The sequence below is a fragment of the Streptomyces durmitorensis genome (assembly GCF_023498005.1).
In the GTDB taxonomy this organism is placed as follows: Bacteria; Actinomycetota; Actinomycetes; order Streptomycetales; family Streptomycetaceae; genus Streptomyces; species Streptomyces durmitorensis.
In genome coordinates, this window is sequence record NZ_CP097289.1 from 9,694,813 (window position 1) to 9,715,409 (window position 20,597).

18 protein-coding genes and 2 pseudogenes are annotated in these 20,597 nt (G+C 69.5%); 11 read left to right on the forward strand and 9 right to left on the reverse strand.

Annotation, left to right across the window (positions count from 1 at the left end; all coding sequences use genetic code 11):
* Positions 1–79: 79 nt before the first annotated feature.
* Positions 80–8,350: a non-ribosomal peptide synthetase gene (locus M4V62_RS43050; RefSeq protein WP_249592638.1), complete on the reverse strand. Its 8,271-nt coding sequence runs from the start codon at positions 8,348–8,350 to the stop codon at positions 80–82.
* Between the two features lie 851 nt (positions 8,351–9,201).
* On the opposite strand from M4V62_RS43050, the pseudogene M4V62_RS43780 reads away from it, so the two are divergent.
* From M4V62_RS43780 to M4V62_RS43060, 3 genes and pseudogenes are all read left to right on the forward strand, one after another.
* Positions 9,202–9,510 (forward strand): annotated as a pseudogene (locus M4V62_RS43780) (alpha/beta fold hydrolase); the annotation flags it as partial.
* A gap of 86 nt (positions 9,511–9,596) precedes the next feature.
* Entirely contained in the window at positions 9,597–9,887 is a 291-nt protein-coding gene (locus tag M4V62_RS43785) for an alpha/beta fold hydrolase (RefSeq protein ID WP_347277112.1), read from the forward strand.
* Between the two features lie 323 nt (positions 9,888–10,210).
* A complete protein-coding gene (locus tag M4V62_RS43060; RefSeq protein WP_249585103.1) occupies positions 10,211–10,816 on the forward strand; it encodes a dihydrofolate reductase family protein in 606 nt (201 codons plus the stop codon).
* Between the two features lie 144 nt (positions 10,817–10,960).
* On the opposite strand, the gene M4V62_RS43065 is transcribed toward M4V62_RS43060, so the two are convergent.
* Together M4V62_RS43065 and M4V62_RS43070 are read right to left on the reverse strand one after the other, a co-directional pair.
* Positions 10,961–11,137 carry a hypothetical protein gene (locus M4V62_RS43065; protein WP_249585102.1) on the reverse strand — a complete coding sequence of 59 codons (177 nt, stop codon included), beginning with the start codon at positions 11,135–11,137 and terminating at the stop codon, positions 10,961–10,963.
* A 391-nt stretch (positions 11,138–11,528) separates the two neighbouring features.
* Positions 11,529–11,909 (reverse strand): hypothetical protein, encoded by a 381-nt coding sequence (locus tag M4V62_RS43070; RefSeq protein WP_249585101.1) that lies wholly within the window; start codon positions 11,907–11,909, stop codon positions 11,529–11,531.
* Between the two features lie 192 nt (positions 11,910–12,101).
* Between M4V62_RS43070 and M4V62_RS43075 the strand changes: the two genes are divergently transcribed.
* Complete coding sequence (locus M4V62_RS43075; protein WP_249585100.1) at positions 12,102–12,446, forward strand: transposase; 345 nt, start codon at positions 12,102–12,104, stop codon at positions 12,444–12,446.
* A 606-nt stretch (positions 12,447–13,052) separates the two neighbouring features.
* On the forward strand, positions 13,053–13,496 hold the full coding sequence (locus M4V62_RS43080) for a nuclear transport factor 2 family protein (RefSeq protein WP_249585099.1): 444 nt from the start codon (positions 13,053–13,055) through the stop codon (positions 13,494–13,496).
* Positions 13,497–13,576: 80 nt separating this feature from the next.
* Here M4V62_RS43080 and M4V62_RS43085 read toward each other — a convergent pair whose 3' ends face one another.
* Positions 13,577–13,852, reverse strand: coding sequence for a hypothetical protein (locus tag M4V62_RS43085; protein WP_249585098.1), 276 nt, complete (start codon positions 13,850–13,852; stop codon positions 13,577–13,579).
* Between the two features lie 901 nt (positions 13,853–14,753).
* Between M4V62_RS43085 and M4V62_RS43090 the strand changes: the two genes are divergently transcribed.
* From M4V62_RS43090 to M4V62_RS43110, 5 genes are all read left to right on the forward strand, one after another.
* Entirely contained in the window at positions 14,754–14,954 is a 201-nt protein-coding gene (locus M4V62_RS43090) for a peptidoglycan-binding domain-containing protein (protein ID WP_249585097.1), read from the forward strand.
* A gap of 343 nt (positions 14,955–15,297) precedes the next feature.
* On the forward strand, positions 15,298–15,804 hold the full coding sequence (locus tag M4V62_RS43095) for a 2OG-Fe(II) oxygenase family protein (RefSeq protein WP_249592639.1): 507 nt from the start codon (positions 15,298–15,300) through the stop codon (positions 15,802–15,804).
* Positions 15,805–15,970: 166 nt separating this feature from the next.
* On the forward strand, positions 15,971–16,117 hold the full coding sequence (locus M4V62_RS43100) for a hypothetical protein (RefSeq protein ID WP_249585095.1): 147 nt from the start codon (positions 15,971–15,973) through the stop codon (positions 16,115–16,117).
* Between the two features lie 315 nt (positions 16,118–16,432).
* A complete protein-coding gene (locus tag M4V62_RS43105) occupies positions 16,433–17,059 on the forward strand; it encodes a GrpB family protein (protein ID WP_249585094.1) in 627 nt (208 codons plus the stop codon).
* A gap of 133 nt (positions 17,060–17,192) precedes the next feature.
* Complete coding sequence (locus M4V62_RS43110; protein ID WP_283779054.1) at positions 17,193–17,573, forward strand: FKBP-type peptidyl-prolyl cis-trans isomerase; 381 nt, start codon at positions 17,193–17,195, stop codon at positions 17,571–17,573.
* Between the two features lie 119 nt (positions 17,574–17,692).
* On the opposite strand, the gene M4V62_RS43115 is transcribed toward M4V62_RS43110, so the two are convergent.
* The 5 genes and pseudogenes from M4V62_RS43115 to M4V62_RS43135 all read right to left on the reverse strand — a co-directional run.
* Positions 17,693–18,115, reverse strand: a complete 423-nt coding sequence (locus M4V62_RS43115) for a helicase associated domain-containing protein (RefSeq protein ID WP_249585093.1) — start codon at positions 18,113–18,115, stop codon at positions 17,693–17,695.
* A 35-nt stretch (positions 18,116–18,150) separates the two neighbouring features.
* Positions 18,151–18,399, reverse strand: coding sequence for a helicase associated domain-containing protein (locus M4V62_RS43120; RefSeq protein WP_249585092.1), 249 nt, complete (start codon positions 18,397–18,399; stop codon positions 18,151–18,153).
* 8 nt (positions 18,400–18,407) lie between these two features.
* Positions 18,408–18,869, reverse strand: coding sequence for a hypothetical protein (locus tag M4V62_RS43125; RefSeq protein ID WP_249585091.1), 462 nt, complete (start codon positions 18,867–18,869; stop codon positions 18,408–18,410).
* A gap of 411 nt (positions 18,870–19,280) precedes the next feature.
* Positions 19,281–19,553 carry a hypothetical protein gene (locus M4V62_RS43130; RefSeq protein WP_249593230.1) on the reverse strand — a complete coding sequence of 91 codons (273 nt, stop codon included), beginning with the start codon at positions 19,551–19,553 and terminating at the stop codon, positions 19,281–19,283.
* 19 nt (positions 19,554–19,572) lie between these two features.
* Positions 19,573–19,617: pseudogene (locus M4V62_RS43135) on the reverse strand (hypothetical protein); the annotation flags it as partial.
* A gap of 380 nt (positions 19,618–19,997) precedes the next feature.
* On the opposite strand from M4V62_RS43135, the gene M4V62_RS43140 reads away from it, so the two are divergent.
* Entirely contained in the window at positions 19,998–20,261 is a 264-nt protein-coding gene (locus M4V62_RS43140; RefSeq protein WP_344646465.1) for a DUF6199 family natural product biosynthesis protein, read from the forward strand.
* The last annotated feature ends 336 nt before the right edge of the window (positions 20,262–20,597 follow it).

A 20,597-nucleotide genomic window follows, 5' to 3' on the forward strand; every position in this document is an offset into this window, starting at 1 on the left:
CCACCTGAAGCCGTCTTCAGGTGGCCGGTGGCAGGGTGGGGGGCCGACTCACCGCTCGCCGTCCCCCCCCACCTCCCGCTCACACCACGGCGCCGGGATCCCGCGCCCGTCCGCGTCGCTCCAGCGGACTCCGCGCTCCGTTGTCCTCGCCGGGCTTGGCTTCCCCGACCTCGCCGAGGCCGTGGTCGGGGATCGACAGGAGGTGTTCCTTGACGGTCTTGAGGAGTGCTCCGGCGGCCGGTCCGCCTGCGACCACCTCGTCGAGATCGCATTCGGTGAGGTCGATGCGGATCGGGAACAGGCTGGTGAACCAGCCGATCGTGCGTGTCAGGTCCGCGCCGGGGACGGCGCTTTCCTCGCGGCCGTGGCCTTCCACGCCGATCAGGACGGAGGGGGCGGACCGTGTGGATGAACCCGTCGGCTCTGCCGTATTGGATGGACCGGCCGGCTGTGTCGTATCGGATGGACCGGGCGGCACGCGGTCGCGGCGTGCCGCTTCTCTGCGGGCGATGGCCACGGCGAGGGCCGCGAGCAGCCCGTCCTGGACTCCGCAGCCGAACGCGGCGGGCAGCGCGGTGAGGAGTGCCTCGGTGACCGGAGCCGAAAGCCGCATCTGCACGGTGTCCACCGTGTCCGCGCGGTCCAGTTCGGTGTCGAGCCGCCTGGAGCCGATGACCGGGTCGGGGGCTGAGTCCGGTCCATCCAGGATGGACCGCCACAGCTCCAGCTCGGCGACCCTGTCCTGGGCGGTCGCCTCCGCCGCGAGCGCGTGTTTCCAGCGCCGCGCGGACGTGGCCACCTGGGGCAGGGCCGGGGCCCGGCCCGCGCGGATCTGGGACCACGCAGCGGCGAGGTCCGGCAGCAGAATTCTCCACGACACCCCGTCCACCACCAGGTGGTGCAGGACAAGGACGAGTCGGCCCGTGCCGCCGCCGGGCGCCGGGTCGAACCAGACGGCCTGGACCATCACTCCTGACTCGGGATCCAACCGCTCTGTTGCGGTGTCGAGTTCGGCCTGCGCGTCCCGCTGCCAGTCCTGGCTCCAGCGGCCGTCGCAGGTCACACGGTGGATCAGCGCCGCCGCGTCGACTGACCCCGGCGGCGCGACGTGCAGGCTTCCGTCACCGGCGGACTCCAGGCTTGACCGCAGTATGTCGTGGTGGTCGATGACCGCGCCCAGGGTGGCCGCAAGGCCTGCGAGGTCGATGCCTTGGGGGAGCTGGAGCAGTGCGGACATGGTGAACCGGTTCCAGCTGCCGCCGAGTTCGCGGATGTGCCGGGCGATCGGCGGCAGCGGCATCGGGCCGACACCGCCGCCGTCGAACTCCTCCAGCGCCGCGTCCGACGCGTGCTGGCGTTGCGTCGAGGCGAGCCGGGCGAGAGCGGCCACCGTGCGGGCCTCGAAGATCTGGCGTGGGGTGACCTCGACGCCGCGGGTCCGGGCCCGGGACACCACCTGGATGGAGCGGATGCTGTCCCCGCCCACGGTGAAGAAGTCGTCGTCGGCGCCGACCCGGTCCACGCCGAGCACCTCGGCGTACACCGAGGCCAGGATCTCCTCCACTGGTGACTGCGGCGCCCGATAGCTGCCGCCGCCGAACTCGGGGTCGGGCAGGGCAGCCCGGTCCAGCTTTCCGTTGGGTGTCAGCGGCAGCCGGTCGAGGACCACGAACGCGGCCGGGACCATGAACTCCGGCAGCCGCTGTGCCGTGAACCGGCGTACCTCGCCGACCGGCACGCCGGGGGTGAGGGCGATGTCGTCGCCGCCCCCGCTCCCGACGGCGCCGGGTGTGGGCACCAGGTACGCGACGAGCTGGCGACCGGCCCCACGGCCCTCGCGCGCGGCCACCGCCGCCTGCGCGACATCGGGGTGCGCGGTCAGGGCGGCCTCGACCTCGCCGGGTTCGATGCGCAACCCGCGGATCTTCAGCTGGGCGTCGGCGCGGCCCGCGTACTGCAGCTGCCCCTGCTCGTTCCAGCGCGCCAGATCCCCGGTGCGGTACATCCGCGCGCCCGGCCGGGGAGCGTAGGGGTCGGCAAGGAACCGCTCGGCGGTGAGCGCGGGCCGCCCGTGATAGCCGCGGCCCACGGCGCCCGCGACATACAGCTCGCCGACCACGCCCACCGGCACCGGCTCGAGGCCGGGCCCGAGGACGTAGGTGCGCATGTTCCCCAAGGGCCGGCCGATCGGCGCGCTGCCGGTGCCACCGCACGCGTCCGGTCCCCCCGCGTCGTGCCCGGCCGGGAGCTCGGCCACGGTGGCGTAGAAACTCTCGCTCTGCCCATAGGAGTTGACCACGCGCACCCCGGGCAGGGCGGCCTGCACCCGTGCCACCAGCGCGTCGGGCAGTGCCTCGCCGGCGAAGACAAGGGTGGCCACGTCGATGCGGTCGGCGATGTCATCGAGGAGCTCCGCGAAAACCGAGGGCACGGTGCTGATCACCGCGCCGGTCCAGCCGGTCCGCTCGGCGAGTTCCAGGACGTCCCGGACCACTTCGACCGAGCCGCCGGCCGACAGTGCGGTCAGGATCTCGAACACCGACACGTCGAAGGCGACCGATGTCGCGGCGAGGATCCGCGACCCCTTTGAGACACCGGCCGGCCCTGCGAGGCGCAGTACGCCGTTCACGACGCCGTGCTGGGTGATCGAGACGCCCTTGGGGGTGCCGGTGGAGCCGGAGGTGTACATCACGTAGGCGAGGTTGTGCGGAGCCAGCGGAGCCGTCCGTTCGTCGTCTCGCAGGTCCGCGCCGTCACCGTCGTCGAGGTCCAGCTCGTCCACGAGCAGCCGGACGGGTCCGTCGTCGCCGTTGCCGCCCTGCGGCAGGATGCCCTGCGTCGAGGAGTCGGTCAGGAGGCACCGGGGGCGTGCGTCGGCCAGGACGTGGCCGAGCCGGCGGCTGGGATAGCGGGGGTCGACGGGCAGGTGCCCCGCGCCGGACTTCCAGATGCCGAGCAGCCCCACGATCAGGTCGGCCGAGCGTGGCAGGGCGAGTGCCACCAGCTGCTCCGGCCCTGCACCGTGGCGTACGAGTGCCCGTGCGAGCCGGTTCGCGCGGGCGTTCAACTCCGCGTAGGTCAAGGTCACTTCGCCGCACACGACTGCGGGGGCGTCCGGTGTGGCGCTCGCCTGCCGTTCGAAGAGCCCGGGAACGGTGAGGGCCGGCGTATCGGCGGCCGTGTCGTTGAACTCGTGCAGCAGCCGCTCGCGCTCGCCGGCCTCCAGGACGTCAACGGCCCCGATCCGCAGCCCGGGTTCGGCGGCCAGCTGCCGTACGATCCGCACGAGCCGCGCGGCGAGCGCCTCGACGGTGCTCGGGTCGAAGAGGTCGGTGGCGTACTCGATCTCGCCCGAGATCTCATGGCCGGATCCCTCGGACATGCTGAAAAGGAGGTCGAACTTGGCGGTTGGGGTCGCGACGGGTGTGAACTGGGCCTGGTGGCCGCGCAGTTCGATGTTCTCGCGGCCGTTTCCCTGCCAGGCGAACATGACTTGGAACAGCGGGTGACAGGCCGTGGAGCGCTCGGGGTTGAGGGCCTCGACGAGCCGCTCGAAGGGCACGTCCTGGTGGTCGTACGCGCTGACGGCCTTGTCCCGCACCTGCCGCACCAGGGACTCGAACGAGGGGTTGTCCGAAAGGTCGGCCCGCAGTACCCACGTATTGACGAAGAACCCCACCAGATCGGCGAGTTGCTCATCGGTGCGCCCGGCGATCGGTGCGCCGATCGTCAGGTCGTCACCCCCGCCCATCAGGTGCAGCAGCACCGCGAGCGCGGACTGCAGCACCATGGGTACGGTGGCCCCTTGAGCGCTGGCCAACTCCTGGAGCCGGGCGTGGACGTCGGGTTCCAGGGTGAATTCGACCGTGTCGCCCCGGTGGCTTGCCGCCGGTGGCCGCGGCCGGTCGAGCGGAAGCCGCAGTGGTTGCGGCACCCCCGCGAGTTCTGTGCGCCAGTACTCCAGTTGGGCGGTCGCGAGGCTCTTGGGATCTTCCTCTTGCCCCAGCAGTTCCCGCTGCCACAGGGCGTAGTCCGTGTACTGCACCGGCAGGTCTGCCCATGCGGGCTCCTCTCCGCGCTGACGCGCGTCGTACGCCGTGGCCAGATCGCGGGCCAGTGGAGCCATCGACGCGCCGTCGGCAGCGATGTGGTGCATCACAAGGACGAGTACGTACTCATCGGCCCCGCGCCGCAGCACACACGCCCGCACGGGTATCTCGGCCGACAGATCGAATCGGTGGGCGACTTCCTTTGCCACCGCGGCGGTCACGGCATCCGGCGTCACCTCGCGCACGGGCACATCGAGGACGACATCGCCTTCCTCCACGACCGCCTGCGACGCGACACCCTGGCCGTCCGCCACGAACAGTGTCCGCAGGCTCTCGTGCCGCACGACCACGTCCCGCATCGCCAACGCGAGTGCTTCCGGGTCAAGTTGGCCGCTCAGCTGCAGCGTGTAGGACAAGTTGTACGTTGCCGAAGGGCCCTCATAGCGGTCCAGGAACCACAGCCGGCTCTGTGCGTAGGACAACGGCACCCGCTGCGGCCTCACCGGAGCCCGCCGCAGCACCGGACGCGAGGACGGCTTGCCCGCATCCAGGTGCGCCGCGAGCAACGCCACGGTCGCCGACTCGAACACCACCCGAAGCGGCAGCTCCACCCCGAGGGTCGTGCGCATCCGGTTGGCCAGCTGCGTGGCAAGGATCGAGTGCCCGCCCAGGTCGAAGAAGTTGTCGTCGATCCCGACCCGCTCGACCCCGAGGATGTCCCCGAACAGTGCGCACAGGGCCTGCTCCTGGGGTGTGCGAGGTGCGCGCCCGCTCGTCCCGCCCGTGTAGTCGGGTACGGGCAGGGCGCGCCGGTCCAGCTTCCCGTTCGGATTCAGCGGCACCTCGGCGAGGGCCACGACGGTCGAGGGCACCATGTACTCGGGCAGCCGCTCGGCTACGTGGGCGCGCAGCTCGGCGGAGGTCGGCAGGGTGGCGCCCGGGGCGGGCACCGCATAGCCCACCAGGCGCCGGTCGCCGCCCTGCTCGAGGCAGACGACCACGGCCTGGGCCACGCCCGGGTGTGTGCCCAGCACGGCTTGGACCTCGCCGAGTTCGATGCGGAAGCCGCGGATCTTGACCTGGTTGTCCGCGCGCCCGTGGAAGACCAGCTGGCCGTCGGGGGCCCGGGTGACGATGTCGCCGGTGCGGTACATCCGGCGGCCGGGTGCGCCGAAGGGGCAGGCCACGAAGCGTTCGGCGGTCAGGCCCGGCCGGCCGAGGTAGCCGCGGGCGAGCGCCTCACCCGCCACATACATCTCACCTGCCACTCCGGTCGGCACCGGGCGCAGCGCGTCATCAAGGACGTACAGCTGGGTGTTGGCGATCGGCCGGCCGATGGGCGGAGTGCGGTCGTCGGCGACCAGGGGATCGCTGAAGGTCACGATCGCCGTGGTCTCGGTCGGCCCGTAGGCGTTGACCAGGTCCCGGCCCTCTGACCATCCGGTCACCAGCTCGGGCGTGGCCGCGTCACCGCCCACGGCGAGGGAGGCCACGCCCGGCAGTGTGCCGGGCGGCAGCGCCGCGAGGACGGCAGGCGGCAGGAAGACATGGGTCACCCGCCGCACGGCGAGGGTGTCGATCAGCGGGCTGCCCGGGGCGAGTTGCTCCTGGGCGGCGAGCACCAGGGTGGCGTCCGTGAAGAGCGCCATGCACACCTCGTAGACCGAGACGTCGAAGCTCGGCGAAGCGAACTGCAGCACCCGGCTCGCGGCCGTCAGGTCGAGGCGCGCTTGCTGCGTCGCGATCAGACTGGCCACCCCGCGATGAGTGACGGCCACACCCTTCGGCCGCCCGGTCGAACCCGACGTATAGATCACATACGCGGTGTTCGCGACGGACACCGGCCCACCGGGCCGCTCCTGGTCGGTCACCGGAGTGCCGTCGTGCCGCGCCACCGCTGCGGCGGTCGCGGGGTCGTCCAACCGCAGGACCGGCACGGCGAGGTCGGGCAGTGCGTCCGCCGTGGTGGTGTCCGCCAGGATCAGCAGGGTGCGGGAGTCCTCCAGCATGTAGGCGATCCGGTCCGCGGGGTATGCGGAGTCCACCGGCAGGTAGGTGCCGCCGGCCTTCATCACGGCGAGGAGAGCGACCACCAGGTCGGGGGAGCGCGGCAGCGATACCGCCACCACGGTCTCCGCCGCCACGCGGTGCCGGATCAGTTCACGCGCCAGCCGGTTGGCGCGCGCGTCCAGTTCCCGGTACGTCAGCGACCTGTCTGCGCACTCGACCGTCACCGCGTCGGGTGTCGCGGCGGCACGCTGCTCGAAGAGGCCGGGGAGGGTGGCGGCCTCGACGGGCACGGCGGTGTCGTTGTGCCCGTGCAGCAGCAGGTCCCGCTCGGCGGGTCCGAGCAGATCGAGGCGGGCGACGGGCAGTTCGGGGTCGGCGGCGATCTGTTGGAGGAGACGGGTCAGCCGTTTGGTGACGGCTTCGACGGCGGGGCTCTCGAAGAGGTGACGCTGGTACTGCACGGTCACCTGGAGGTGGGGCTCGGCGTTGACGGTGACCGTCAGCGGGTAGTGGGTGCCGGCGGACGAACGAACCCCGGTGACCTCGAAGCCCACGTCGGCACCGCCTGGGCGGTCCACACGGTGGTTGCCCAAAGTGTACGACTCGGACGTCACCAGGGTGTCGAACAGGACGCTCGTGCCGGTGGCCCGGTGGATGTCGGCCAGGCCGCAGTGGTGGCCGGAGAGCGCCTGATGCCGCTCCCGCATCCCGCGCAGCAGATCAGCCGCAGTGTCCGTGGGCGCGAGCCTGACCCGCACCGGGAGCGTGTTGACGAACAGCCCGGCCATCGAGGCCACGCCGGGCACCGCCTTCGGGCGTCCGGGCACGGTCGCCCCGAACACCACGTCCTGCTGCCCGGTCAGCGCGGCGAGCAGCAGCGCCCAGGCGCCCTGCACCACGGCGTCCAGGGGGACATCCAACTCGGCGGCCCGCCCGGCCAGTTCACGCACCACGCCTGCGGTCAGGGCCACCTTGACCTCGCCGATCCCTGCTGACGCGTCGCCGCCCGCCCCGGATCCGATGACGGGGGCCAGCAATGTCGGGTCCTCCACCCCCGCCAGCTCCTCGGCCCACACACGAGCCGCCGCATCCCGGTCGTGCCCCGCCGACCACGCCAGGAAGTCCCGGTACTCGGCCACGCGCGGCAGCACGGAAGCGTCCCCGTCGGCCGTATAGAGGTGCAGCAGATCCTGCATCAGCACGGGCAACGACGCGCCGTCGAACAGCAGATGATGTGCCGTCAGTACCAGCTCGAACCGCTCGGCACCCACCTTCACCAGCGCCATCCGCAGCAACGGCGGCACCGTCACATCGAAGTGGCTCCGCAAGTCCTGCGCGAGGAAGGCTTCGAAGGCCGTACCCGGCTCGAGCTTCGTCTGCGTCTCTTCGTTCAGGTCCACTTCACGCCACGGAAGCTCCACCCCGTCGACGACGACCTGCACCGATTGCCCGTCGGCTCCCGCCACGAAGGCCGTCCGAAGATTCGCGTACCGGTCGAGCAGGGCCTGACCTGCCGCCCGCATCCGGGTCCCCGCCACCGGCCCGCGCAGTGTGATGACGAACTGCATCTGGTAGGTCCCCCGCGAGGCATCGTCCAGGAGCGTGTGGAAGAGCAGCCCCGACTGCAGCGCCGTCAGCGGCCACACCTCGGCGAGTCCCGGATAACGGCGCTCCCACGTTTCGATCTCGCGCCGGCTCACCGGTGCCAGTGACACCCCGACCGCCCCGATCCGCAGGTGGGGCTGGGCCACCACCTGGCGAACGACCTGCACGAACCGCTCTGCGAGTGACTGCGCGGCTTGCGGCCCGTGCACGTCACCGTCGCACCGGAGCGTGCAGACCAGCCCTTCCCCGGCGGAGCGGGGGAGGGGACTGAGCAGCCCGCAGGGGACGTCCTCAGAGGCCATCGGGCTCTTGGCCCGGTCCCGTAATCGCGTCACCAGCGCGGTGAACGACGGCTCCTCGCCCCCCGGATCCCCCTGCGCCACCGACGTGTCGGCGCCGAGCCACACCAGCCGTGCCGCACCCTCGTCGGGCGACCCGGCCACGGACAGTCCCACCGTGAGGCCGTCGCCCCCGCCGAGGCGGTGCAGCAGCACCGTGAACGCCGCTTGCAGCACCACGGGCGCCGTGGTGTCGCACTCCTCGGCCAACTCCGAGACTCTGCAAAGGAGTTCGCGGTCGAGCTGGAACTCCACCGAGACACCGCCAAACTGGATATCGCCCGGCTCACCCGAGCCGGACCAGTGGGACGAGGCGAAGCGGCCGAATTCGTTCAGCGAGGTAGCCACGGAGAACCGCACTCCCATCAGTGGGGGCAAGACCAGTACGCCCCCTGCGCGGTAGCACAGCCGGGACTGGCGGCGGGAACATCCACTGACGATGCCGGACAGAGCGCCCTACGGGTCGATTTCTCCGGTCGCTCGGAAGCCCGCCTCAAGCTGGAGTCAAGTTCCGCTTATTGCCGGGATGGATCGAGACTCCCGTACGACGCGCTCTGCCGGGGAATCGCCCCCGACTTCGTCGGTCCCACCGATCTGGACCGTGCGCGTCGCGAGTGGCAGGTCCTGGATGGGCGCCGCTGTCTTCTGCCGATGGCGCGGCCGCGTCAGATGACCGGTGACGATCCCTCGCCGCGCACCAGGCCGGGTCGAGGGTCGGGCATCAGCCATGGCGAATGCCCTCGCGGGACCGGTCAGGAGGGCATTGCCGATGCGGTAGCGCCGTGCTCGTTCGTCCCGCTGGAGCAGAGGACCCGCGCCTTGCGGCCCAAGACGGCGCTGCACCGCCTTGATGCTGGTCAGCGTCCCGCCGGTGCGGGACGGCGGAATCGGGAGGGATGGGTGCTCGGCGAAGTGCTGCGGGATGGCGTCGTGCGACGCCGCGCCGCCCGGGTCGGTGATCCGGTGCAGCCCGACCGGGGATCGAATCGAGCGCGACAGGTGGGCGGCGGGTGGGCAGACCACCGAGGTTCAAACAAGCGTATTAAACGAATGTCTTGTACGTGTGTATAGATCTGCTCTACGGTGAAGCCATGGATACCGACATCGCCAAGCGATCCGCGCTCACCATCGACGGCCGCACACTTTCCTACATGGACTTCGGCGGCACCGGCCGCCCGCTGCTGGCCCTGCACGGGCACATGTCCGAGGGCCTGTCGTACGCCGGTCTCGCCGCACGTCTCGCCCCAAAGTGGCGGGTCATAGCCCCCGATCAGCGCGGCCACGGCGAGTCCGGGCGGGCGGCCGACTACAGCCGGGAGGGCTACCTCGCCGACCTGAAGGCCCTCATGGATCACCTGGGTCTGGACCGGGCGGCGCTCCTTGGCCACTCGCTCGGCGCGATCAACGCCTACCAGTTCGCAGCCCGCCACCCCGAGCGCGTCACCGCGCTGATCAATGCCGAGGGATGCGCCGAACTCGGCCTGGACGGCAGCAATCCGCTGGCGTTCGTCCTGAGTCTGCCGGAGGGCGGCGCCCTGACCGGGAGACGTTCGTCGCGCAACTCGGCCCGTTCGCACCGCACTTCGAGTCAGCCGTGCGTGAGCGGCCGGAGGGCGTCTGGGGCCTGCACTTCCACCCCCAGGACATCTACGACTCCGAGGACCAGGTGCACGGCGACCACTGGGCCGACTGGACCGGCTCCGCCTGTCCGGCGCTGCTGCTACGTGGCGCCAAGGGCGGCGTCCTGCCGGCGGAGCAGGCAGAGCAGATGGTCACCCGGCGCCCCGGCACCCACCTCGTCGAGCTGGAGACCGACCACTTCGTCTACGCCAACGACCCGGCCGCCTTCGCTACTGCGGTCCGCGGCTTCCTCGACGCGGTCTGACACAGGCCCGCAGCCGTCCCCGAGACCAAAGGCCAGCGGATGGTGGGCGGCCTCTGGTTGAGCGCTTTACGTCCTGAGTGCTGTAGTTGGCGAATCCCGCCAACTACAGCGCTCGGTCACAGTGTGTGACTGAGCGTTTCAGTTGGCCCCTGAGCGTTGCACTCGGCCCGGCTGAGAGTGACGGTCGGCCTGGGCCGTTCGAGGGTGGGCTGAGCTGGGGCTGTGGCAGGGCTCAAGCCCGCCGTCCCCACTCCATAGCGCGGCCGATGAGTTTGGATGTCGCGGCCGGTCCAAGCTTGTGACGCCTCAGGAAGGGAACCGCCATGCCGGAGCTTCTCGTCGACTTCATCACGTCCCTCGACGGCCATGCCTCGGGAGAGGGGTGGCCCGGGTTCTGGGGCCTGGAGGGCCCGGAGTACCTTGCGTGGCTCGGTGAGCAGCCCGAGGTCACCTACCTGATGGGAGCAAACACCTACCGTCTGATGTCGGGTTTCGCCGCAGGCGAGGTCCCACATGGCCAAGACGAGTTCAGGCCCGAGGAAGAGGCGTCCGTCGACGAGCTCACGCAAGCGTCCAAGGTGGTGTTCTCCTCCTCGCTCGAGGAGGAACTGAAGTGGGCCAACTCCACGCTCGTCCGTGACGATGCCGTCGAGGCGGTCCGGGCCATGAAGTCCAGTGGCTCGGGGCTCCTCAGTACGATCGGCAGTCTTAGCCTGTGCCGGTCCCTGCTGCGAGCCGGACTCGTCGACCGCTTCCGGGTCGTGATGTTCCCGGTGATCACCGGGGCCACGGGTGAGGAACGCATCTACGACGGCTATCCGGACGTTGCCCTGGAGATGATCGGGCACCGCACCTTCGACGGCCGCATCCAGCTGGTCGAGTACAAGCCTCGCGTGCTTGAGCACCCCCCGCTCGACGTCCCCGCGTGACCTTGCCTTGTCCGCCGTTCGACTGCCCGCCAGGCCGGCGCTGGCGGGCGCGAAGCAAGACCTAGGAGTGCAGTAGGCGAGGTAATGCCCTGTTTCGGGCTCGGAGTTGGGTGAGGGGACCTGGCCAGTGGGGTGGATCGTCGATCAGGTGCGGGGCTGTGCGAACAGGCCGGGTTCGGGTTCGGTGAGGACGCCTCGTGTGACCAGGCGCTTGAGCTTGGACCGGATGCCTTCGGTGTTCTTCGGGATGGTCGGCAGGTCGAGGGCCCCGCACAGGTCGCGGGCCCGCAACGGGTGACCCGCGACAGGGGCAGCCATCATCGCGGCGCCGAGGAAGGCACCAGCCCCATCCAGCTGGCCTCCGCATACATTTCATGCCCCGACAGGCGGTAACTGGGCCCCGCACTCACCTGCAACCGGACCCCGTTCTCGCTTACGAAGCCACTTGTCGGACCTGCGAGTTCGGGCCACGGTCCGGACGCATCGGCAGAGGTTCACGTCAGGTCGTCGCCGAGGGTCGGTCAGGAACCTGCTGGTCAGTACAGGGCGATCACGTCGACGACGATGGCCCGCCTGGAGATGTAGGCGTGCACGTCCCGGGCGGGCAGGTCGAGTCCGACTCGAACCGCCCGAGCCAGGTTGGTGTGGGAAGGAGGTGGGCAGCGCGCGCCCGTACGTCGCGCGTAAGGGCGCTGCCCATGGATATGCCAGGTCAGGAGGTGTACAGGTACACCTTGGCCTGGCTGCCCTTGCCGAGGTTCCAGTCGAAGGACTTGTCGGTGCCCACTCCGCAGGCCGACTTCTTCCTCTTCTCGTCGTTGCGGGGGTTCGTCGCCTTCACCCGGGCACACTTGCCGTCCATCCTGGTGTCCTTGACGTGGCCCCGAACGTGGACCTTGCCCCTCTCACAGGTGATATCCCACTCGGCCTTGCCGCCGGGGACGGTGACCTCGTTGCCGGTGTCCGGGCATGCACCCATGACCGACGAGCCGCCATGGGGTGTACTGCTGGTGGCCGTGGCGGTCCCGGCGCTCACGCCGCCGGCCAGGAGCAAGGCGGCCGTCATGGACGTGACGAGTCGTTTGGTTCGCATCTGAGCTTCCCCCGTTGTGTGCCGTCTGGTCAGTTTGGGGCGGCACATCTCCCCGGTGGCATCGGCTGATGCACGTGGCTGACTTTTCCACCGTGCCCCGGCGGAGGTCATCGTGTTTCGGGCGTGCCCGAAACACTCAGAGTGCAGTACCTGATCTTCCGTCCGGCTTGTCATCGCTCACTGGTCGAACCCGTGATCACAGCACGGAAGGTCGCGCATCCGTCGGTCAGCGGCCACCAGGGCAGATACGCGATGCGCAAGACCGTGAACGCGATCTTGTACCAGAACCGCAGCGGCTGCCAGTGGGACCTGCTGCCCCACGACCTGCCGCCTGCCGGGGCAGTGAAGTACTACTTCTACAAGTGGCGCGACAACGGCACCGACCAGACCATCCACGGCCTGCTGCGGTGGCAACTACGGGAGAAGAAGCAGCGATTGGCCGCCCCGAGCCTCAGTCGCCGAATCGAACCGGGCGGCACCAAAGCGGCTGTGTGCTGTGGCAGAGTCGCGGAGAGCTGTGAGAAGGGCGTCGAGTAGGGATTCAGTGAAGGTGGTGCCGCGATGGTCGATGTCGGTGCCGGGGGCCAGGCCGGCCAGGTGGGCCAAGCAGGCATCGCGGTCGACGTCGGCCAGGTGGGCCAGGCAGGAGGCGTGGTCTGGGACGTGGATGCCGCGGCAGCCGACGGGGTCCTCCGCGATGGCGCCCTGGCCACAATGAGCCAGGCAGGCGGAGTTTGGGACGGTTGGGACCTTGGGTGTGCCACGCCCAGAAGGCGATCCGTCACGGCCGGGTAGCTGCCGCCTTCGCTGCCGTGGCTGCAGCACTGGAATCCTCGCTGCAGCACTGAAGGACGCACTGAAATGAATCGTGCGCTCCCGCGAGGGGGGCATGCCCAGGAGCATCACGCACGCGGGCGGACAGTTCGCGCCCCTGACCGTCGACACCGGTGCGCGGGACGGTCGTTGCGCGCAACTGTCCGCAACGCGCTCGAGGGGTCAAGGGCCGCTAGGACGTGCATCAAAGCGGATCTTGGTGATGGGCTTGCCTTACTCCAGAGGTAATCGCCTCGACCGACTTGCGCTGGCAATGTCGGTGATCTCACCACGTCGACAGGGCGTGGACCTGGAGGGGAGAGGTCTGCCATGCCTATAGCCGCACCTACAAACACGCGCACGGTGGTTGAGGAACTGCTGCGCAGGATCGGCGAGGGCGACCCCGAGCGCATCTCCGAGCTGTATGCGGAGCGGGGCGATTGGAAGCTTGACTGGCCGGAGGCCGAGCACGGCCGCACTGCCACGCCGTGGATCCGTCACCGGTCCACCCGAGCCGACGCAGCCGCCCACTATCGCGAGCTCGCCGAATGCCACATCCCGGAACACGTGGCGACCGAGGTCGAGTGCATCCTCATCGACGGAAATGAGGCGGTCGTGCTCGGCGAGATCCGCCAGACCGCCCGGCCGACCGGACGTGCCTATCGCGCGCGGTTCGCCCTGCACCTCACCGTCGAAGACGGCCTTGTCACTCGGCACCATGTCTACGAGGACAGCCTTGCTGTCGCCCAGGCGTTCGAGGCGGAGAGTCAGTAAACGGCCGTAGGGACGATCGCGTATGGCTGCCGGGCGGCACCACCTTGAGGGCGACGATCCGGCCCCGGCCCCGGCCCTGGTCAGGAGGGCTCGGTGAGAACCCACAACTCCCAGACTCCGGCGGCTCGGCACTCGTAGGCGCGTACGCCGTTCTCCAAGTACCACCGGCCGCGCTCATGACAGCGGTTCTCCTCGGTCGGAGGAAAATCCGCCACGTGGTGCCAGCCCGGCCCTGCTGCCGGCGTGGACTGTGCAGGCGTGGGTGCGGGCGCGGAGGCCACGGCCGCTGCGCCGTGGCTCGCCACCAGCAGCGATGCGGCCGCAGCCGCGAGGAGAACGCGTTTCATGGTTCGCATGGAACGCATCCTTCCGCAGCCGGCGGGCCCACATCGATGGAGACCGCTCCGCCTTCCCCCGATTGGCCTAAAGGGTGATGCGGGCAGTCAGGGCAGCCAGGGCGCCCAGGTGTGCAACGTCGGCTGCGAAGGCAGCCAAGCGCCCCCTCATACCCAGCGGATACGAAGTGACCTGGCACCGCGCCGCAGCGCCGACCGCGCCGCGGCCGGTTCATGCCCGAGGAGCGGGCGTGCGACGTGCTGGGGCTTAGCTGGCCCTGAGTCATCAATCAAGGCAGCCTTAAGGATCACAGTTCGGGGCCGGCAGCGGGGGAGTGGCGCCGCACGGACGTCTACGTTCGATCTTGTGAGTTACCAAGCAGCCGCCCCGGACCCGTCCACGTACCCCGCGCTCTCCTCCTACCTGACGCAGACTTCGACGCGCGCGTCGCAACGACGTTCGCGTACGGCGTTGGGAGTGCCGCGCCCGATGGACGGGCTGACACACGTGGCATCCACCCCGGGCAGAAAGGGAAAGGGACACCACCGCGCGACCGCCTCCAAAGGCAGACAGCCTCGGTCCCGCCCCCATGCCCGCCATGGCGCGATCAAGCCCAAACGGGGCTTCCCGCCGCTCTCCTACGGCTATGCGTCCGCGGCGCTGCTCGCTCTCACCGCCGGGCTCCTAGCCCAGTCCCACGGCCACCCGGCCCCCGCCAGTCCGCACGCCGCGCCTCCCGCTCGGCAACCGCACGCTCCCGGTCACGGGTCTTCGCCCGTACCCGACAAGGCACCCACCGCGCCCACCCCGCCCAGCAAGCCCGCACCACACCCAAGACTCCCGGGGAGCGCCGAGCACGACGCCCCGCCTGCCCGCTCGCATCAGGCAGCCGGCAGCGCAGCCGCGTCGAGCGTGCTGCACGTGGGCAGCACAGGCACCTCGGTTCGGCAGTTGCAGGAGCAGTTGGGCCGACTACGTCTCTACACCGGTCCCGTGGACGGCTACTACAGCCACGACGTCGCGACCGCGGTCGCGCGCATGCAACAGGCACGCGCCATCAACGAACCCCTCGGCGTCTACGGCCCGGGCACCCGCAACGCCATCAGCACCGCGGCGATGTAATTCTGGCTCCCCTGTGCCAGGGCTGCTGAGCAGAGGATCGGCGATGAGCCCCGGGCCTCGTCAGCCGCCGTCGCCGACGCACTGGAGACGCGAGCGCGGGAAGTGGACCGCCGGATGCCCCGCTGAGCGGCACCGAACCGCAGAGCTTCGTCCGACGACGCCGCCGACCCTCAACCCCCGCAGCGCCCAAGCATTCCCGCGGCACCGGCGCCCACGGTTGAGGCGGGCCCGGCCAGGAGAGGAGCCCTCGCGGCCGGTACTGCCCACCCCAGCCTCCTCGGAGCCGTCACCCGGCTTCTTCCACGAGCCGTTCGCGAACTGCTCCGCGCTGATCCAAAGCCTGGTGGTGCTGGGAGACCAACTCCTCGCGGCCTGCGCCCAAGACCTCGCGCTCAAGGGTGCGCTCACCGATTCCTGTCGGGCCTCACCCATGCACCACCTGGGCCTCAACTCCTACCGGCCCGGGCACGGCGCCGACATCGCCAACAACGTCGACTACGCGATGTCCCCGCACATCGACCACGCCTACTTCACCGTCGAGCTCCAGGACACGCCGGGCCTGCAGGTGCAGGACGAGGACGGCACCTGGCTCTCGGTTCCCCTGGTCCCTGACGCGGTGTTCGTCTCCCTTCCCGACTACCTGCAGCGGGCCACGAACGGCGTCTACCGTCGGGCGACGCACCGGGTCGGCACGGTGAGAGCGGCCGCATCTCCATCCAGTACAAACACCGCCCCGACTACAGCACCGTCGTCGCACCGCTGGCGCCGTGCACCAGCGCGGACACCCCGGCCCGCTACGCGCCGTTCGACACGGGCACCCGGTACGCAGCCCTACTCCAATCCCTCCTGAACCGGTACAACCGGTAGAACCCGCCCCCGCGCTCTCGGCGTGCAGTGTTGCTGACACACCGCGGCGAGGAGGAAGTCACCGCGGAGCGGCATTCCGGCGCCCGGGAAGCCTCCCACCGGATTGGGGGCGCTGTGGTTGCGGCGATGCACTGCCGCAGGCCCCGCAGATGATGGTCCTTGAGCTCGACGCCGAAGGCCCGGGACGGGACACCGCCGTACTCGGCCATGCCGTCGCCGATCACGCCTCCGAGGTGATCGGCGACGGCCACAACGCCCTTGGCCAGCCCCCCCGAATCCCCGGATCGGCGGTGTAGCGGTGATGCCGATCAGGCTCGCGAGCCCGGCGTAACTGATGCTGCCAAGGGAGCCACCGAACACCTCGTCAAGCCGACGTGAGCCAAAGGCCATACACACACTGCAGAGGGCTGCCCCGACTTCGAAAGGAGCTTCAGCGAACGGCTGGGGACGACGCCCGTGCCCTGACGGCACAGGTTCGCGGGGTTGCTGGTCGTGGCGGTTGGATCTGCGGCGGTGCAAGGATGACCACCAACCGCGCCGGGGCCGGAAAGCCATCAACCCATTGCCGAGAGCCCTGGCTTCATGGCCCCAGAGCGCAGACGGGAGCTCCCATGTCCGGACGGCCCGATGACGAAGTCCCGCGCATACCCATGACCGCCGAGGAGATCGAGACAGCCCACCTTGTCGCTCCGCCCAAGCTCAACGGCCAGGTCACGCTGCGGGAGTACGACCCGCGGTGGCCCGCGGTCTTCGAGCAGGAGGCCGTCCCCATGAGTGAGCGCCTCGGCCACGTCGACCACCGGATCGAGCACGTCGGCTCCACCTCCGTGCCGGACCTGCCCGCCAAGCCGGTCATCGACATGCTCCTGACCGTCCCCGATCCCGGCGACGAGGCGTGCTACGTACCGGCCCTGGAAAACCTTGGCTTCACGCTCGTCATCCGAGAGCCCGAATGGTACGAGCACCGCGTTCTGCGCAAATACCACCTCGCCCCAGGCGTCGAATCGGCCAACCTGCACGTCCTGCCCGAAGGCTGCCAAGAAGCCGTCCGTATGCTGCGCTTCCGCGACCGGCTGCGCACCGTCAGCAGCGACCGCAAGCTATACGCCGACGCCAAACGGTCACTTTCCCTGCAGTCCTGGGAATACATGCAGAACTACGCCGACGCCAAGTCCGAAGTCGTTGCGGAAATCCTGGAACGGGCGATGGCGGGTGAGAGTTCCAGGCCGGACGCGTAGCGAGTCGGATTCGGCCTCAGCCATGACTCCAGGAGATCAGCGTTCAGGACGGCATGATGATCTACCGCATAGAGTGACCCTGCACCTGGCTGGTCTGTATGAGGGCTTCCGGCGGCGAACGAATGAGGCTGCAATGAGTGAACTGACGAAGCCCGAGATCGACCTTCCGGAGGGTGACGCTCCCACCGAACTGACAATCCGCGACCTTGTCGTCGGGGACGGGCTTGAGGCGAAGCCGGGCAGGGTTGTCCGGGTTCACTACGTCGGGGTCACCCTCGAGTCCGGAAAAGAGTTCGACACCTCCTGGGGCCGGGGCCAGACGTTCAAGTTCGCCGTGGGCGGTGGCAAGGTCATCAAGGGCTGGGACCGCGGTGTCAGAGGGATGAAGGTCGGCGGCCGGCGCGAGATCATCGTTCCGCCGCGCCTCGGTTACGGCAACCAGTCACCCTCGCCGTTGATCCCGGCGGGCTCGACACTCGTCTTCGTGGTGGATCTGTTCTCCGTCGCAGTCTGAGGCCTTCTGCTACCCGGCTCTCCGTCCGGAACCAAGGCCGGGAAACACTCGCCGGCCGACGCCCTCCGCCGGGATCGACTGCGGGGCGCTGCTGACCGCGGGTTCAGCCTGGAGGGGGCTCACGAGATCAGCCTCACGGCCCAGCCCGCGCTGCACCGGGCGAGGTCGGCAGCACAGTCGCCTTGGTGCACGACGTCGCCCGGCTCGGTCGGCAGAGGCCGGCCGGCCTCCAGGTGGAGCAGGACGAGGTGGAAGGCACGCTGCCACTCCACCCGCCAGGACGCGTCGATGTCCTCCAGCTGCTCGCGCCGCTCGTCCGACATCGCCCCCGCCGACGACTTCACCGGCAGGCTCTCGGCCCGCCGCTGCTCGATCTCCTGCGCCTTGCGGGCGGCGGCCCGCGCGTTCTTCAGCCAAATCCCCACCCGATAGCCCTGATGCGCGGCGTCCAGCGGGGCCAGCAGGTGCCCGTTCACCTCGGCCCATCCACGCGCCGCCGCGAGACCTTCCTCCCACGCGACGTCGAAGTGCGACCACACCATGCCTAGCTTGTCCAGCTGCTAGATGCGGTCCTCGTTCATGTCTCCGCGGGCGTAGAAGCGCCGGTTGTCGGCGATCCACTGCCCGAGGGGGAACGCGGCGAGCGAGGCCAGCCACCCGCCTGGTCCTCGCCACCGGGCACACGGTAGGTGAAGGGCACCTTCAGGTCGCCGTGCTCGCGGGCGTAGATGACGGCGGCCTCGACGCCGCGCCGCCAGTGCTCGTGGTCGGGGTTGAGGACTCGCAGGTTGATGAACGCTGCCAGCTGCGCCGGGTCGCGCGGCACGGAGAACTTCAGCAGCTCTCGCGCGGACGCCGACGGGCCGCCGGACCCGTTCCCCTCGCCCGGCTCTCCTGGCCCTGCGCGGCCTTCTGGACGGGCTTGTAGTGGCTTGGGACCTGCTGTTCGGCGAGCTGTTCCACTACGCGTGCGTCGTGCGCCCAGAGCGCTTCCAGCAGCTTCGCCAACCCGCCGCATGCCCGGGAGGTGAGCATGTTGTCCGCTGTCTCGCCCGGCCCGAGCAGCACTGGCACCATGAACAAGGCGACCTTCCCCTCGCCTGGCTGCATCCGCAGTGCCCGTCCCACGGCCGGGACGAGGCCGGGCATGGAGCCGCGTACGTCGGCGAAGTAGACGGAGTCGCAGTTCTTGGTGTCGACGCCCTCGCGCAAGACCTTCACCGAGCTGAGGAAGCCCTTCTCCACGACTGTGCCGTCCGTGGCGATCCCGGCCGCGAACGCCTCGTCTTCCTTCACCACGTGATGGAAGACGAACGTGCGTCAGAAGCCTTCCTCGGACGACGCCTTGAGCAGCGCGGGCTGCAATCCGGGCCCCACGGACCTCGTCCGAGCGTCCCTCAGCACCCAGGAGCTGCGCAGCCTGGAGCTGGGTGTCGGTGATGTCCACGCACACCACCTGGTACGGCGCGCAGATCCCCCGGCCGATGGCCTCCGACAGCATCAGCGTGTAGCAGCGCGCGCCGAACTGCCCGTCCGGGCTGTCCTCCATGCTTGCGACCAACTCGCCCGGCGCCCCTCGGTATCCTCGTCCCCGAGCTGCCACAGTCGGGGCGTGGCCGTCATGTAGAGGCGACGCAGGGACGGGATGCGGGTGTGTCGTGGACGACAGCCCAGGGCTTGCCCAGCCGACCCGACGTTCGGTGCGCCTCATCGACCACGATCAGCTCCCAGCCCGGGAGGCCTGCCTTGTGCGCGCTCCAGGGTGCCGAGCCCGAGGGACGCGTACGTGGCGAACACGGTGACCTTGTCGAACAGCCGGGCCCAGTCGACCAGTTCCTTCACGTCAGTGGTGTTGGGGAAGGTCACGTCCTCGCCCTGGAGGGACGAGACCCCGATCATCGGGCCCGTGTGGCCGCTCTCACGCCACGCGGCCTCGGTCTGGGCGAGCAGGTCCAGCGAGGGGGACGAGTACCAGCACACGGCCTGCGTGGAGCTTCTCTGCGCTGCGGGCCGCGACCCGGGTCTTCCCGGACCCGGTGGCCATGACACCTGAGTCCGGAGTCCTCGCTCAGGCACAAGCGATCTTGCAGGCAGTTCGAGGGCGCGCACGACCGCGTCAATGGTCTCTCGCTGGGCTGCCTCGCGTTGGTCAGCGTGGCCTGTGATGGACATGCTTCGCCTGCCTTCTGCTGGGGTGTATCCGGTTTAAGAGGGGCCGTGAGGGTTGTGGTTGGACTGACGTGGCTGGCTGCTCTGCCCGTCATGGTCATCGGTACGGCTGTGGGATGGATCTCGATAATCCTTCGGAGCGGGCCTGGCGGATAGGCTCTGATTCCAGAGTCTATCCGATACTGAAAATGAAGCATGCTACCCTCATCTGATCGACACTGTTTCCTGGGAAGCACCCCGGGCACTCGGAGAAGCATGAATCGCGACGCAGTCATTCAAGCCGCTTCCGACGGCGACAGCAGTCCAGTCCTCATCCCGCTCCTGTGCCTCTTCCTGATCATGGGGCTTGTGCAGGTCATACGGCCTCAACTGCTTTGGAGGATGAACAGAAACATGCAGAGAGGGTGGGTGAAGGATCCGGATGCGACCGAACCCACTAGTAAGGGGTACGCGATGAAACGAGCGAGCGGGGTGCTGGTCCTGGGATTCGCCATATGGATGCTGGTGCAGCAGATCTGACTGGAACTCACGAACCCCCCAGCCCCTTCTGCTGCTAGGCCGTTAGGCCTGTGAACACCCGTCAAGGTCCGCCAACTAAAGCGGGTCGGGTGGGTGCTAGATCGGAGGCCCTGGAGGCGAAGCCGGAGGGGCCGTTGGGTGGGGGAGCGAAGCGGACCCACTGGGCCGGAGCGCAGCGAAGGCCTGCACTCCGGAGCTGCAGCGGTGCACTCCGGGAGCGCAGCGGACGGAGTGTCACCCGCCTTGCGCAGCAAGGCGGGTGAGCGTGGGGCGCAGCCCCACGCCAGCGCTCCCGCGGAGCGGGAGCGCAACACCCGGGCGCAGCCCGGGTGTTCG